Below are 14307 nucleotides of genomic sequence, written 5' to 3'. Positions count from 1 at the left end.
GGGATCACTGGCCCAGGCACGAGTTCACAGCTCGAATCGTCCGGCTGCAAGTAGCAGTAGGCATCGCGGCCGAGTCCAACTACCGCCCCTGCCAACAGGACACCACCCAACCATCTCCCAAGTGCAACCCCCGCAAAGTCCCGTTGGCCACGCCACGACCCGCCGAGCGGGACGTCACCAAGCTATTCCCCGAGTACGGCCCACCGTAAGGTCCCGATGACCACACCACGATTCAGCCAGTGGGACACCATCGCGGGACTGACACTCGTCTGCCACCACGGTGTCCCGTTCATTCCCGACTCGACAGGTGACATCTCTTTCCCGACTCGACAGGTGACATCGCGAGGGGTAATCCGTACACGCCCGAACGGCACGAACTCACAGCTCGAATCGTCCAGCAGCAAGTAGTGCGGTCAAGTTCGAACCGCCCCTGCCAAGCGGGACCTCACCGAGCCAATCGCCGAGTACGACCACCGTGAGGTCCCGATGACCACACCGCGATTCAGCAAGTGGGACACCATCGCGGGACTGGCACTCGTTTGCCGCCATGGTGTCCCGTTCATTCCCGACTCGACAGGTGACACCTTGCGGGGGTCACTGGCCCAGGCACGAGTTCACAGCTCGAATCGTCCGGCTGGAAATAGCAGTAGGCATCGCGGCCGAGTCCCACTACCGCCCCCGCCAACAGGACACCACCCAGCCATCTCCCCAGCGCAACCCCCGCAAAGTCCCGTTGGCCACGCCACGACCCGCCGAGCGGGACGTCACCGAGCCATTCTCCGAGTACGACCACCGTCAGGTCCCGATGACCACACCGCGATTCGACGAGTGGGACACCATGGCGGGATTGGCACTCGTTGCCCCCATGGCGTCCTACTCATTCCCGACTCGACAGGTGACACCGCGAGGGGTCACGAGCCCACACCCGGACGACACGAACTCACAGCTCGAAATCGTCCGGCGGGAAAGTAGTAGGCATTGCGGTCGAGTCCACTGCTGGTTTCCCGATCCGGCGCAGCGCTCGCGGGTGTCCCTGCGGAGGGTGGGCCGGGGGTGGCGGCTACGGTCGGGGGATGGCGACCCAGATTGTGGAGCTTTCTCCGGCAGCGCTCGAGTTCGTGACCGAACGACACCTTGCGACGTTGACTACGTTGCGGGGCAATGGAACACCGCATGTTGTCGCGGTGGGGTTCACCTGGGATCCGGAGGCTGGGATCGCCCGGGTGATCACCGATGGGGGATCGACCAAGGTGCGTAATGTGCGGCGGGGTGGTTATGCCGCGGTCAGTCAGGTCGAGGGGCGGCGGTGGCTCACGCTGGAGGGGCCCGCGACGGTGCTCGACGATCCGGAATCGGTCGCCGAGGCGGTCCAGCGGTACGCCGGGCGCTATCGGGTACCCCGCGAGAATCCCACTCGGGTAGTCATCGCCATCCAGGTTCGGCGCATCCTGTCCAGCTCCACGCTGGTCGCGCCGTCGGCCGACAACGCAGCTCAAACCCAGTAGACAGAAACGCGCCCGCTCGGACTCGAGCGAGCGCGTTCCAGGTTCGACTACAGCACGGTCAGCCCGTGCGGGCGCTGGTTCATGGATTCACATCCGTCCTCGGTGACCACGACGATGTCTTCGATGCGGGCGCCCCAGTCACCGCGGAAGTAGATTCCGGGTTCGATGCTGAACGCCATGCCCTGCTGCAGGACGAGGTCGTTGCCTTCGACGATGTAGGGCTCCTCGTGCACCGACAGGCCGATGCCGTGCCCGGTGCGGTGCACGAATGCCTCGCCTAAACCGGCGTCCTTCAACACATTTCGGGCGGCGGCGTCGACGGACTCGGCGGTGACGCCGGGGCGGACGGCGGCCACCGACGCGGCCTGGGCCTGCTCCAGCACGGCGAAGCGGGCGGCCCGCTTCGGGTCGGGCTCGCCGAGGGCGTAGGTGCGGGTCGAGTCGGAGTAGTAGCCGGGGTTGACCGGGCCGCCGATGTCGATGACGACGATATCGCCGGACTCGATCCGCCGCTCGGAGTCGTGGTGGTGCGGGTCGGCGCCGTGCGGGCCGCTGCCGACGATGACGAAAGCGGCCTCGGTGTGGCCCTCCTCGACGATGGCTGCGGCGATGTCCGCGCCGACCTCGGCCTCGGTCCGGCCGACCTGGAGGAACTCGCCCATCCGCGCGTGCACCCGGTCGATGGCGGCGCCGGCCCGGCGCAGCGCGTCGATCTCGGCGGCGTCCTTGATCATGCGCAGCTCCCGCAGCACGGGGGTGGCGGAGGCGGGCAGGCCGGTGAACGACTCGGCCAGCGGGATCAGGTGCAGGGCGGGCATCGCATCGGCGACGGCCACCCGCGAACCGACATGCAGCGCGGATTTCACCACACCGTACGGGTCGACGCCGTCGACCCAGTCCAAGACCTGCAAGCCGAGTTCACCGGCCGCGGAACCCGCCAGCGAGGCCAGTTCCAGCTTCGGGATGACGACCGACGGCGTCGCGCCGTCGGCGGGGATAACCAGGCAGGTCAGCCGCTCGAAGGACTCGGCGGCGGACCCGATCAGATAGCGCAGATCCGGGCCCGGAGTGATCAACAGGGCGTCCAGGTGGGCGGCCCGCATCAGCTGCACCGCCCGTTCCAACCGCTCCCCGTAAATGTCCGCCGCGAACCTGGAATCCGTATGCGAGCTCATTCGTCCGACGTTACCTGTCCGCACCGCTCGGACGAACCCGAGTGCCCCCACTTCGCTTCGCGGATCCGCGCCGTCTTCGCCCGCTCGTGAGCAGATCATCCAGGGTTTGTCGGGGGCGGGAGGTAGCCTCAGCGCGTGACTTCTGCTGCGACTTCCGGTGGACCGCTGTTGCTCCTCGACGGGGCGAGCCTGTGGTTCCGTGCCTTTCACGCGATCCCCGAGAAGATCACCGCGCCGGACGGGCGTTCGGTCAACGCGCTGCGCGGGTTCACCGACATGGTCGCGTCGCTGATCGCCAAGCACTCGCCGAGCCGGCTGGTCGTCTGCCTCGACCTGAACTGGCGGCCGGATTTCCGGGTCGAACTGGTGCCCTCGTACAAGGCGCATCGGCTCGACACCTCCCCCGACGCCGGGCCGGGCGCCGAGACGGTGCCGGACACGCTGACCCCGCAGGTCGACATGATCCTCGAGGTGCTGGAGGCGGCCGGGATCGCGACCGGCGGCGCCGACGGGCTGGAGGCCGACGACGTGCTCGGCACGCTCGCCACCCGCGAGACCACCGACGAGGTGGTGGTCGTCAGCGGCGACCGCGACCTGCTGCAACTCGTCCGGGACACGCCCGGCCCGCCGGTGCGGGTGCTCTACGCCGGACGCGGACTGGCCAAGGCCGAGCTGTTCGGCCCGGCCGAGGTGTCCGCCAAATATGGTGTGCCCCTGGAGAATGCGGGCCGCGCCTACGCCGACCTGGCCACTCTTCGCGGCGACGCCTCGGACGGCCTGCCCGGCGTCGCCGGCATCGGCGAGAAGTCCGCGTCGCTGCTGATCACCCGATTCGGTTCACTGGAGGCACTGGTCGCCGCCGTCGAAGACCCCGACGCCGACCTCGCCCAGGGCATCCGCGCCAAACTCCGTGCGGCAGAAGAGTATTTGAAAGCCGCCGCCCCCGTCGTCCGCGTAGTCTGCGACGCCGACGTAAACCTCTCCCGCCCCGACACCCTCCCCACCACCCCCGCAGACGAAGCCCGCCTCCGCGAACTAGCCACCACCTACAACGCGGAAAGCCCGATCACCCGCCTGATCAAGGCCCTCGCCACCCGCACCCCCTAGCCCCGCACGTTTCGAAGCTGCCAGCATCCCCATCCCTGGCAACACAACTCGCGCCCACCAGTACGCGTACTCAGCAGCGCGCGTACCCGGCAGCGCGCGTGTGCTCTCCACACCACAGCCGCACTCCCTCTCGGGACCCGCACTCACAATAGGACCCAAGAGCCGGCGCACATCCCAAGCTCCAGTGCAGATCCCAAGTCAGGGCGCGAACCACCAGCTCGAGAGCGGATCGCAAACTCCAGCGCGAATCCCGAGATCGAGTGCGGATCCAAGCCCGAACGCGAACCCCAAAGCCGGGCGCAGTCCAAACGCGAGCACGAACCGCCAGGCCCAGCAACACAACTCGCGCCCACCAGTACGCGTGCCCGGCAGCGCGCGTGCGCTCTGCACCACAGCCGCACACCCTCTCGGGACTCGCACTCGCAATAGGACCCCAAAGCCGGTGCAGATCCCGAGTCCGGGTGCGGATCGCAAAGGTGCAGGTGCTGAGCGCGAATCCTGGGTCGCGATGTGGATCGTGAGGGTGGTCTGGGATGGCGACGGCGGCCCACCGGGGTGGGCCGACCGTGGGTCGAGGGAGGGCGGGGGCTAGTTGGGGCGGCCGACCTCGTAGGTGCCGTCGTCTCGGGTGATCTTGATGGTCACCTTCTTGGCTTCGCCGCTGACCTTGAGGTTGCAGTCGAAGGTGGCGTCGACCTTGACCTCCTGGCCGGACGGGCAGGAGACGTCGCTGACGTCCTGGATGCCGTAGGAGTCGGTGAGGACCTTCTTGACGCCGTCCTGGACGGCCGACTGGTCCAGCTTGTCCTTGGAGGTCAGCAGAAGCACGAGGGCGAGGATGGCGCCGATGACCACGAGGCCGAGCACGGCCAGGCCGATGAGCAGGCCCTTTCCTTTGCCACCGCCCTGCTGCAGCGGTTGCTGCTGGCCGCCCCACTGCGGCTGCTGACCCCACTGCGGCTGCTGTCCCTGCTGCCAATCCTGCGGCTGCTGGGCCTGACCCCACTGCGGCTGGCTCGGCTGGCTGGGCTGCTGGCCCCACTGCGGCGCGGGCTGCTGCCCCCACTGCGGCTGGGCCGGCTGCTGCGGCTGACCACCCCACGGCTGCTGCGGCGGCTGCTGCTCACCACCCCACTGCTGGGTCGGCTGCGCCGACGCCGGGGTCTGCGGTTGACCGCTCCACTGCGGCGTCCCGCCGGGCGCCTGCTGTCCACCCCACTGCTGGGTGGGATCGTTGCGTCCCTCCCCGGGTTCGCTGGGTCCAAACGGGCCGCTCATCTGGTTGCCTCCACTCGCATCGTTGTACACACGGTAGCCCCCCGCGTGGGAACGGTCCGATAACTCGATTCCTCCGCCACGGTCGGTACGCGAAAGAAATCAAATCACAATCGAATCCGCTACGCGGCGTCCACCGCGACGACACCCCGCCGGATCGCGCGCACCGCCTTCGCGGCGGTCGATGCGACCTCCGGATCGTCGGCACTTCCGTGGATCTGATCGAGCAGGTCGATCACCTGCCTGCACCAGCGCACGAAATCGCCCGCGGACAGCGGCGCGGCCTGGTCGCCGCTGGCGAGCAACGACTCGGCCAACCCGTCGCCGCGCGCCCACTTGTGCACGCCGGTGACGAAGCCGAGGTCCGGTTCCCTGGTCGGCGGCAGCTTGTGCCGCGACTCGTCGGCGCGCAGTTCGCTCCACGCCCGGATGGTCTCGCCGATGGCCCGCCGGATCGGCTCGGTCGGACCGGTGACGCCGAGATATCCACCGTCCTGGCGGGATTCGAACACGAGAATGGAGACGACGCCGGCCAATTCGGCCGGACCGAGCCCCCGCCACAGTCCCTGGCGCAAGCACTCGGCGACCAGCAGGTCGCTCTCGGAGTAGATCCGGGCGAGCCTGCGTCCGTCGGCGGTCACCTCGGACTCGTGCACGAACCCGCGCTCCTCCAGCAGCCCGACGATCCGATCGAAGGTGCGGGCCAGCGAGTTCGTGGTCGCGGCAACCTTCTGGCGCATGGTCTCGGTTTCCCGCTCCAGCCGGTTGTAGCGCTCGCCGATGCGCGACATCTGCTCCCGATCCGGGCGGGTGTGCGCCGGATGCGAGCGCAGGCTGCGCCGCAGGGTGGACAGTTCCCGGTCGTCGGCCGCGGACGCCCGCTTGCCCCGGCGCGGGCGGCCGGGCGCGGAAATTCCGGTGCTGCGCAAGGCCGAAGCCAGATCGCGACGGGCCTGGGCGGTCCGGTGGTCGACTCGGCGGGGCAACCGCATGTGCCCCAACGTCTCCGCGGGCACCGGGAAGTCCGCCACCGAAACCCGCCCGGCCCACTTGTCCTCGGTGAGCACCAGCGGCCGCGGATCCCCGGGCGTCGCATCGGGTTCCAGGATGACCGCGAGCCCGGCGCGCCGCCCGGACGGGATCGCCACCACGTCGCCGCGGCGCAACGCGGTCAGCGCGGCGACCGCCACCCCGCGCCGATCCGAGCGGCCCTGCTGTTCGATCTGCCGTTCCCGCTGCTTGATCCGCTCGCGCAGCGAAATGTATTCCAGGAAGCCACCTTCGGCGCCGCCGAGCTGACTGCGCAGCTTGCGCAGCTGGGCCTCGTTGCGTTCGATGCCGCGCACCAGCCCGACCACCGAGCGATCGGCCTGGAACTGCGCGAACGAACGCTCCAGCAGCGCCCGCGACTCGCTCGCACCCATCCGGTCGATCAGGTTGATCGACATGTTGTAGCCCGGCTTGAACGAACTGCGCAGCGGATAGGTCCGGGTGGAGGCCAGGCCGGCGACCGCGCTGGTGTCGACCTCGGGCTGCCACAGCACCACCGCGTGGCCCTCGACGTCGATGCCGCGCCGCCCGGCCCGGCCGGTCAGCTGCGTGTACTCGCCGGGGGTGAGTTCGGCGTGTGACTCGCCGTTGTATTTGACCAGCCGCTCCAGCACGACGGTCCGCGCGGGCATGTTGATGCCGAGAGCCAGTGTCTCCGTGGCGAACACGGCCCGCACCAGCCCCTTGACGAACAGTTCCTCGACCGTGTGCCGGAACGCGGGCAGCATCCCCGCGTGGTGCGCGGCCAGTCCGCGATGCACCGCCTCGCGCCACTCCCAGAAGCCGAGCACCTCCAGATCCGCCTTCGGCAGGTCACCGGTGTGCTTCTCGATGATCGCGTCGATCTCTTCCCGGTCGTCCGGCCCGCTCAGATCCAGCCGCGCGCGCAGGCACTGGGCCAGCGCCGCATCGCACCCCGCGCGACTGAAGATGAACGTGATCGCGGGCAGCAGCCCCTCGTCGTCCAGCTTGGCCAGCACCTCGGGCCGGGGCAGCGGCCGGAAGTCGCGCCGCGGTCCGCCGCGCTGGTGCCGCGGCCGGTCCCAGCTGTTCGCCCGGTCGGCCGCCTCCCGCTGCCGGATGAACCGCACGAGGTCCTCGTCGACCAGCACCTTCTGGTCGGTGGAATCGGTGTCGAACAGGTCGAACATCCGCCGCCCGACCATCACGTGCTGCCACAGCGGCACCGGCCGGGTCTCGTCCACCACCACGGCGGTGTCGCCGCGCACGGTCTCCATCCAGGCGCCGAACTCCTCGGCGTTGCTGACCGTGGCCGACAGGCTGACCAGCTTCACGTCCGGCGGCAGGTGCAGGATCACTTCCTCCCACACCGCGCCGCGGAACCGGTCGGCGAGGTAGTGCACCTCGTCCATCACCACGAACGACAGCCCGCGCAACGCGTCCGAGGACGCGTACAGCATGTTGCGCAGCACCTCGGTGGTCATCACGACCACCGGCGCATTGGGGTTGATCGACTGGTCGCCGGTGAGCAGGCCGACGCTGTCGCGCCCGTAGCGCTCGGTCAGGTCGGCGAACTTCTGGTTCGACAACGCCTTGATCGGCGTGGTGTAGAAGCATTTTCCGCCCGCGGCCAGCGCCAGGTGCACGGCGAACTCGCCGACGACGGTTTTACCGGCTCCGGTCGGCGCGCAGACCAGGACGCTGTGTCCCTCTTCGAGTGCCGTACAGGCGGTGCGCTGGAAGGGATCCATGCTGAACTTCAGCTCGGTGGAAAACTTCGCAAGCTCGCCCGTATGCGACCGGTGATGTGTCACCGTCAGAGGGTATCGGAGTAGTCCGACATCGAGCGCCCGGTTTTATCCGGGGGCGTCACCAGCGAGTCGGCGGGGTCGATCGGGTCGGGGCCGCTGATCGAGGACGCCTCTTCGTCGGACAGCGCGGCCAGGTCTTCGGCTTCCTTCCGCGCCCGGCGGATGTCGTTGATCCGGGAGAACTGGATCGCGACCTCGAACAGCACCGTCAGCGCGAGCGCCAGCGCCAGCATGGAGAACGGGTCCTGCGGGGTCACGATGGCCGCGAATACGAACAGGCCGAAGGTGATTCCGCGCCGCCACGCCTTGAGCCGCTTGTAGGTGAGCACGCCGATGAGGTTCAACCCGATGATCAGCAGCGGGGTTTCGAAGCTGACGCCGAAGATGACCAGCAGCTGGATGATGAAGCCGAAGTATTGCGAACCGCTCAGCGCGGTGATCTGGACGTTGTTGCCGATCGAGAGCAGGAAGCTCAGGGCATGGGCGACAACCACATACGCGAGCGCGGCGCCGGTGGCGAACAACACGGTGCCGGTGGAGACGAAGCCGATCGCGTACTTGCGCTCTTTCGCGTACAGGCCGGGGGTGATGAACGCCCACAGCTGGTAGAGCCAGATCGGCGCGGCGAGCACGATGCCCGCGGTCATGCCGACCTTCAAACGCAGGGTGAACTGCTCGAACGGCGCGGTGGCCAGCAGCTTGCAGGTCCCGTCCGGGCTGATCGCGGCGCGCGCGGAATCGGGCAGCGAACAGTAGGGCCCGCGCAGGATGTCGCCGAGGCTCTCGATGCCGAGAAACCCGTACTCGTACCAGATGAACCCCAGCACGGTGGTGACGATGACCGCCGCGATCGAGACCAGCAACCGGTAGCGCAGTTCCTGTAGATGCTCGACCAACGACATGGTGCCGTCGGGATTGGTCCGGCGCTTGCTCTGCCGGGGATCGAACGGGATTCGCATGGCTGGTGATTGCCCCTGGGTCGGAAGCTCGGCAACTGAACGCGCTGGCGACCGCACAAGGCGACCGCACTACTACCGGAGTGAGAACCTACTCACCCCGGGACGAGCATCGCGCTCAGAGCGTCTTCGGCTCGGCCTGCGGCTGGGGCTGCTGGGTGACCGACGGGGTCACCGGCTGCGCGGCAGGCAGTTGCTGCGCGGGCTGCTGCACCGGAGCGGCCGGCGCGTGGTCGGACTCCTTGCCCTCGTTCTGCATCTGACTGACTTCGCTCTTGAAGATGCGCAGCGACCGACCCAGGCTGCGGGCCGCGTCGGGCATCCGCTTGGCACCGAAGAACATCACGAAAACGACCGCAATGATCAGCCAGTGCCAGATGCTCAGACTGCCCATGATTATTACCTCCCAAGACTGGTGATGGTTCTGATGCTACCGGAGGGTGACGTGCGCGAACGCACCCTCCGGCCGGGTCGGCCCGGCGTTCAGCCACGTGGTGACGACTCTCTCAACGGGCGCTCGCGTGCGCGGCCCGCAGTTGTTCGTACAGTTCGGCTCCGGTCCAGGTCCGCCGGTCGCCCTGCTCGGCCGCGACGATCAGTTCGATCAGCCGTTGATTCACCGGGGTGGGCAGGCCGACCATCGTCCCCAGACCGATGATTTCCCCACAGAGCCAGGATATTTCGGTCTTGCGGCCGAGTTCGAGGTCGTCGGCCATGGACGAGCGGGCCATCGGGTCGACGGCCAGCACGCGGCCGAAGACGCGCCGGAACATGCCGTCCGGCACGGTCAGCAGCCAGGCCATCGCGGCGGGCGGCACCGGGGTCAGGCGGGCGGGGGTGATGCGCGCTTTGCGCATCACCGCGAGCGCTTCCCGCTGGGTCAGCGCCAGGCAGCGGCGATAGTTGCGGTCGGCGAGTTCCTCGCGCAGCGGACGCCCGGACAGCGCGTTGATCGGGTTGTTCAGGTTCAGCAGCAGCTTTGCCCACTGCACGGGCCGCAGGTCGGGGTAGCGGCGCAGCCCCAGGCCGGCCTGCTCGAAGATGCCGAGGAACGGGGTGAGGCCCGGATCGTCCTGCACGGCGAGCACGCCCTGGGTGCCGCGATGGAATCGGCCGCCCGGGTGATGCACGACGTTGAACATGACCATGCCGGCCAGCACCACGCAGTTGGGCAGGATCTCCCGGATGACGGTGTCGTTGCCGATGCCGTTCTGCAGGCTCAGCACCACCGTGCCCGGCCGGATCTTGCCGGTGAGCTCGCGCACCGCGTCCGCGGTCGCCGCCGATTTCACCGCGACCAGCACCAGGTCGGCCGAGCCGACATCGTTGGGTTCGGTGGCGACGTGGAAGCGGTCGGTGGGCAGCGAGTCGTCGCCGCCGTCGAGGTCGGTGAGCCGGAGCCCGGACGCGGAGATCTCGTCGAGCATCCGCGGCCGGCCGACGAAAGTCACGTCGGCGCCCGCGACGGCCAGTTTGCCGCCGACGAACAGGCCGATGCTGCCCGCGCCGACCACCATCACCCGACTCTTCACCCGGCCTCCTCGAATCCGGCCGCCGCGTAGGCGGCCAGTGCGGCGTTCGAGCGTTCGCGCACCGCGGCGACCAGCTCCGGCGGGCCGAGCACGGTGACGCCCGCGCCGAAACCGAGCAGCAGGCGAGCCATCCAGTCCAGGGTGGCGAACCGCATGGTCGCCTCCAGGCTGCCGTCGGCGTTCACCGCGACCCGGTGCATCGGATACTGGTCCAGAACCCAAGCGTAGTCGCCGTGAATGCGCAAGCGCGCCAACGGAACCGCGGGATCGTCCTGGAACAGGTCGAGGGCGGCGGATTCCTCGGTGGCGTGGCTCGGCGGCCTGGCCGGTTCGTCGAGTTCGGTGGCGGCCTCGATCCGGTCGAACCGGAACAGCCGCACACCCTCGGCCTGTCTGCACCAGGCCTGCAGATAGCTCATGTTGTCCACCAGGACGATGCGGATCGGATCGACCACGCGTTCGGTGACGACGTCGCGGCTGGCCGAGTAGTAGACCAGGCGCAACGCGCGCTGCCTGGCCAGGGCCGCACGCACCGTGGCGACGGCCGGGGCCTCCGGCGGCGGGATGCGGGTGTGGCCGGGTTCGGCGGCGGAACCGCCGACGATGGCCGATTCGATCTTCGCGATGGCGGCGTGCGCGGCGGTCGGGTCGACCATGCCCGGCATGTCCACGATCGAGCGCAGCGCCACCAGCAGGGCGGTCGCCTCGGTGGAGGTGAGGCGCAGGGGCCGGTCGATGCCCGCGGAGAAGGTGACCTCGATGCTCTCCTCGGAGAACGACAGGTCGATCAGGTCGCCGGGGCCGTAGCCGGGCAGGCCGCACATCCACAGCTGATTGAGGTCGCTCATCAGCTGTTTGCTGGTCACGCCGAGGTCGGCGGCGGCCTCGGCGGCGCTGATCCCCGGGTGTGCGATGAAGTACGGGATCATGTTCAGCAGGCGCGAAAGCCGAACGGAGAGCCGGGAATTCACGCCGTGACCTCCGTGCGGTCGAAGACCGAGCGCAGCCGGGCGACGACATCGGTGCGCAGCTCCTCCGGGGCGAGCACCACCGCGTCCGGGCCGAGGCCGGTGATCAGGCGGGCGATCCAGTCGCGCGAGCGAACCGGCAGTTCGACCACCGCGCCGGGCCGGCCGCCGATGGTGCGCTCGCCGGTGATCTGGCCGATGCGGCGCAGTTCGCGGCCGCGGCCGTCGGCCACCCAGACCGTGGCGGTGCCGCTGACCGGGGCCGAGCGGGTGACCTGGTCGACGATCTTGCGCAGATCAATACCGTCCGGTTTGCGGACCGCGTTCTCCGGGCCGTAGGCGGTGACGTCGTCGCCGATCCGGGACAGGCGGAAGCTGCGGACCGCGTCCCTGGCGCGGTCGTGCCCGACGAGGTACCAGCGGCCGTGCCGGGTCACCACGCCCCACGGCTCGACATCGCGCATCAGATATGGGGCGTTGATCGCGCCGCGGTGCTCGAATCGGACCGCCTGGCCCGCGTCGATCGCGGCGAGCAGCTTGCCGAGCACCGGTTCCGAGCCGCGGGTTCGCGCGGGAACGGCGGGCACCGAGGCGACGGCGGCGTCGGTCTCCACGTGGATTCCGGCGGCGCGCAGTTTGAGCAGGGCGCCGTCCGCGGCGGCGGCCAGTTCCGGCGATTCCCACATCTGCACGGCCACCGCGACGGCGGCGGCCTCCTCGTCGCTCAGGTCGATCTCGGGCAGCTCGTAGGCGTCGCGGTTGATGCGGTAACCCTCCACCGAGGAGTACCGGCCGACCGGCCCGATCTCCAGGGGTATGCCCAGGTCACGCAGCTCGTTCTTGTCGCGTTCGAACATTCGGCTGAACGCCTCGTCGCTGGCCGAGTCCTCGTATCCCGCGACGCTGTCCCGAATCCGCTCCGCGGTCAGGAACTGCCGGGTCGACAGCAGCGCGATGACCAGATTCATCAGCCGCTCGACCTTGGATATCGCCACCCGATAGAGGGTAATCGGCCCGGCTGCGCGCGTGCGCGTCGGCGCGCGATTCCCTCGATCACATGTGCCCCGGTCTGCGATGACGACGGCTCTGGGCGGGCAGTATTGACCCATGATCATCGCCTTCTCCGTGACCCCACTCGGCACCGGCGTCGATGTCGGCCGCGCCGTCGCCGAGGCCGTCCGGGTGGTCCGCGCCAGCGGTCTGCCCAACCACACCGACGCCATGTTCACCACCATCGAGGGCGAATGGGACGAGGTGATGGGCGTCGTCAAACAAGCCACCGACGCCGTCCTGGCCGCCGCGCCCCGCTGCAGCCTCGTGCTCAAGGCCGACATCCGCCCCGGCGTCACCAACGGCATGACCTCGAAGGTGGAGACCGTCGAGCGCTACCTCGCCGAGGGCTAGTCCAGCCGGACGCGACCGAGGGCCGTACGCGGCGACCCGACCCGATATAGCCGACGGCGACCGGCACCCGAAGGTGTCGGTCGCCCCGGTGGATCCACCTGGATGCGAGTGGACCTACATCGACGCGATGAGGCGGTCCACGCGTTCGTCTACCGAGCGGAACGGGTCCTTGCAGAGGACCGTGCGCTGGGCTTGGTCGTTGAGCTTGAGGTGGACCCAGTCGACGGTGAAGTCGCGGCCCGCTTCCTGGGCGGCGGTGATGAAGTCGCCGCGGAGTTTTGCCCTGGTGGTCTGGGGCGGGGTGTCGACGGCGGCGTCCACCGCCTCGTCCTCGGTGATGCGCTTGGCCAGGCCCTTGCGCTGGAGCAGGTCGAAGACGCCGCGACCGCGCTTGATGTCGTGGTACGCGAGGTCGAGCTGGGCGATCTTCGGATCGGACAGCTCCATGCTGTAGCGGTCCTGGTAGCGCTGGAACAGCTTGCGCTTGATCACCCAGTCGATCTCGGTGTCGACCTTGGCGAAGTCCTGCGCCTCGACCGCGTCCAGGGTGCGGCCCCACAGATCCACGACCTGGTCGATCTGCGGATCGCGATCCCGGTTGCGCAGGTGCTCGACCGCGCGGGCGTAGTACTCGCGCTGGATGTCCAGGGCACTGGCCTGCCGACCGCCGGCCAGCCGCACCGGACGGCGACCGGTCAGATCGTGACTTACCTCGCGAATGGCGCGAATCGGGTTGTCCAGGGCGAAGTCCCGGAACGAGACGCCTGCCTCGATCATCTCCAGCACCAGCGCCGCGGTGCCGACCTTGAGCATGGTGGTCGGCTCGGCCATGTTCGAATCGCCGACGATCACGTGCAGGCGGCGGTACTTCTCCGCGTCCGCGTGCGGCTCGTCGCGGGTGTTGATGATCGGCCGCGAGCGCGTGGTCGCGGACGAGACACCCTCCCAGATGTGCTCGGCCCGCTGGGACAGGCAGAACGTGGCCGCCTTCGGCGTCTGCAGGATCTTGCCCGCGCCACAGATCAGCTGACGCGTGACCAGGAACGGCAACAGCACGTCGGAGATCCGGGAGAACTCACCGGCGCGCACCACGAGGAAGTTCTCGTGGCAGCCGTAGGAGTTGCCCGCGGAGTCGGTGTTGTTCTTGAACAGGTAGATGTCGCCGCCGATGCCTTCTTCGGCGAGCCGCTGCTCGGCGTCGATCAACAACTCTTCGAGGACCCGCTCGCCCGCTCGGTCGTGGGTCACCAATTGGTGCAGGCTGTCGCATTCGGCAGTCGCGTACTCCGGATGGGACCCGACATCGAGATAGAGTCGAGCACCGTTGCGGAGGAACACGTTCGAGCTGCGGCCCCAGGACACCACCCGGCGGAAAAGGTACCGGGCTACCTCGTCGGGGGACAGCCGACGGTGACCGTGGAAGGTGCATGTCACACCGAACTCGGTCTCGATCCCCATGATTCGTCGCTGCACACTATCGACATTACAGCCATGTCATGCGCTCGCGTGGGGCTGCGGACAACACGAACGCATACGTCTTCACAACGATTCGGCTCGGCCTAC

At 68.7% G+C, this 14307-nt stretch carries 13 protein-coding genes; 4 read left to right on the top strand and 9 right to left on the bottom strand.

All coding sequences use genetic code 11. The features are described from left to right. Both ACFQ9K_RS25390 and ACFQ9K_RS25385 read left to right on the top strand, forming a co-directional pair. Nucleotides 1-209 (top strand): hypothetical protein (locus ACFQ9K_RS25390; protein WP_378724795.1); only part of this gene is annotated, 209 nt, incomplete at its 5' end. Between the two features lie 864 nt (nucleotides 210-1073). Continuing rightward, complete coding sequence (locus ACFQ9K_RS25385; protein ID WP_378724793.1) at nucleotides 1074-1505, top strand: pyridoxamine 5'-phosphate oxidase family protein; 432 nt, start codon at nucleotides 1074-1076, stop codon at nucleotides 1503-1505. Between the two features lie 47 nt (nucleotides 1506-1552). Here the strand turns inward: ACFQ9K_RS25385 and ACFQ9K_RS25380 are convergent, their stop codons facing one another. Continuing rightward, nucleotides 1553-2680, bottom strand: coding sequence for a M24 family metallopeptidase (locus ACFQ9K_RS25380; RefSeq protein ID WP_378724791.1), 1128 nt, complete (start codon nucleotides 2678-2680; stop codon nucleotides 1553-1555). 135 nt (nucleotides 2681-2815) lie between these two features. Here ACFQ9K_RS25380 and ACFQ9K_RS25375 point away from each other — a divergent pair, with 135 nt between their 5' ends. Continuing rightward, complete coding sequence (locus ACFQ9K_RS25375) at nucleotides 2816-3787, top strand: 5'-3' exonuclease H3TH domain-containing protein (protein ID WP_378724789.1); 972 nt, start codon at nucleotides 2816-2818, stop codon at nucleotides 3785-3787. A gap of 588 nt (nucleotides 3788-4375) precedes the next feature. On the opposite strand, the gene ACFQ9K_RS25370 is transcribed toward ACFQ9K_RS25375, so the two are convergent. The 7 genes from ACFQ9K_RS25370 to ACFQ9K_RS25340 form a co-directional block, all read right to left on the bottom strand. Further along, on the bottom strand, nucleotides 4376-5065 hold the full coding sequence (locus tag ACFQ9K_RS25370; RefSeq protein ID WP_378724787.1) for a DUF4333 domain-containing protein: 690 nt from the start codon (nucleotides 5063-5065) through the stop codon (nucleotides 4376-4378). Nucleotides 5066-5184: 119 nt separating this feature from the next. After that, nucleotides 5185-7824 (bottom strand): DEAD/DEAH box helicase, encoded by a 2640-nt coding sequence (locus ACFQ9K_RS25365; RefSeq protein ID WP_378724797.1) that lies wholly within the window; start codon nucleotides 7822-7824, stop codon nucleotides 5185-5187. Between the two features lie 65 nt (nucleotides 7825-7889). Further along, the gene (tatC, locus tag ACFQ9K_RS25360) at nucleotides 7890-8843 is read right to left on the bottom strand and encodes a twin-arginine translocase subunit TatC (protein WP_378724785.1); all 954 of its coding nucleotides are present in this window, start codon (nucleotides 8841-8843) and stop codon (nucleotides 7890-7892) included. Nucleotides 8844-8958: 115 nt separating this feature from the next. Then, nucleotides 8959-9234, bottom strand: coding sequence for a Sec-independent protein translocase subunit TatA (gene tatA, locus ACFQ9K_RS25355; RefSeq protein ID WP_150404601.1), 276 nt, complete (start codon nucleotides 9232-9234; stop codon nucleotides 8959-8961). 112 nt (nucleotides 9235-9346) lie between these two features. Further along, a complete protein-coding gene (locus tag ACFQ9K_RS25350; RefSeq protein ID WP_378724782.1) occupies nucleotides 9347-10372 on the bottom strand; it encodes a 2-dehydropantoate 2-reductase in 1026 nt (341 codons plus the stop codon). Continuing rightward, nucleotides 10369-11343 (bottom strand): helix-turn-helix transcriptional regulator, encoded by a 975-nt coding sequence (locus ACFQ9K_RS25345; RefSeq protein WP_378724780.1) that lies wholly within the window; start codon nucleotides 11341-11343, stop codon nucleotides 10369-10371. Before ACFQ9K_RS25345 ends, ACFQ9K_RS25350 begins: the two co-directional genes overlap by 4 nt. Continuing rightward, nucleotides 11340-12335, bottom strand: coding sequence for a helix-turn-helix transcriptional regulator (locus ACFQ9K_RS25340; protein WP_378724778.1), 996 nt, complete (start codon nucleotides 12333-12335; stop codon nucleotides 11340-11342). Before ACFQ9K_RS25340 ends, ACFQ9K_RS25345 begins: the two co-directional genes overlap by 4 nt. Before the next feature lie 112 nt (nucleotides 12336-12447). Here ACFQ9K_RS25340 and ACFQ9K_RS25335 point away from each other — a divergent pair, with 112 nt between their 5' ends. Beyond that, nucleotides 12448-12744 carry an MTH1187 family thiamine-binding protein gene (locus ACFQ9K_RS25335; RefSeq protein WP_378724776.1) on the top strand — a complete coding sequence of 99 codons (297 nt, stop codon included), beginning with the start codon at nucleotides 12448-12450 and terminating at the stop codon, nucleotides 12742-12744. A gap of 114 nt (nucleotides 12745-12858) precedes the next feature. Here the strand turns inward: ACFQ9K_RS25335 and pafA are convergent, their stop codons facing one another. Then, nucleotides 12859-14217: a Pup--protein ligase gene (gene pafA / locus ACFQ9K_RS25330; protein ID WP_186818252.1), complete on the bottom strand. Its 1359-nt coding sequence runs from the start codon at nucleotides 14215-14217 to the stop codon at nucleotides 12859-12861. Nucleotides 14218-14307 lie beyond the last annotated feature (90 nt).

The organism is Nocardia sp. NPDC056564 (genome assembly GCF_042793755.1).
Lineage (GTDB): Bacteria > Actinomycetota > Actinomycetes > Mycobacteriales > Mycobacteriaceae > Nocardia.
Note: the sequence above shows the minus strand (reverse complement) of the source record. Positions and strands in the feature narration are given on the sequence as shown.

Bases quoted from the DNA above. Each gene is read 5' to 3' on its own strand.
- ACFQ9K_RS25385 (WP_378724793.1), top strand. From the start codon at position 1,074: ATGGCGACCCAGATTGTGGAGCTTTCTCCGGCAGCGCTCGAGTTCGTG.
- ACFQ9K_RS25380 (WP_378724791.1), bottom strand. From the start codon at position 2,680: ATGAGCTCGCATACGGATTCCAGGTTCGCGGCGGACATTTACGGGGAG.
- ACFQ9K_RS25370 (WP_378724787.1), bottom strand. From the start codon at position 5,065: ATGAGCGGCCCGTTTGGACCCAGCGAACCCGGGGAGGGACGCAACGAT.
- ACFQ9K_RS25365 (WP_378724797.1), bottom strand. From the start codon at position 7,824: ATGGATCCCTTCCAGCGCACCGCCTGTACGGCACTCGAAGAGGGACAC.
- tatC (WP_378724785.1), bottom strand. From the start codon at position 8,843: ATGCGAATCCCGTTCGATCCCCGGCAGAGCAAGCGCCGGACCAATCCC.
- tatA (WP_150404601.1), bottom strand. From the start codon at position 9,234: ATGGGCAGTCTGAGCATCTGGCACTGGCTGATCATTGCGGTCGTTTTC.
- ACFQ9K_RS25335 (WP_378724776.1), top strand. From the start codon at position 12,448: ATGATCATCGCCTTCTCCGTGACCCCACTCGGCACCGGCGTCGATGTC.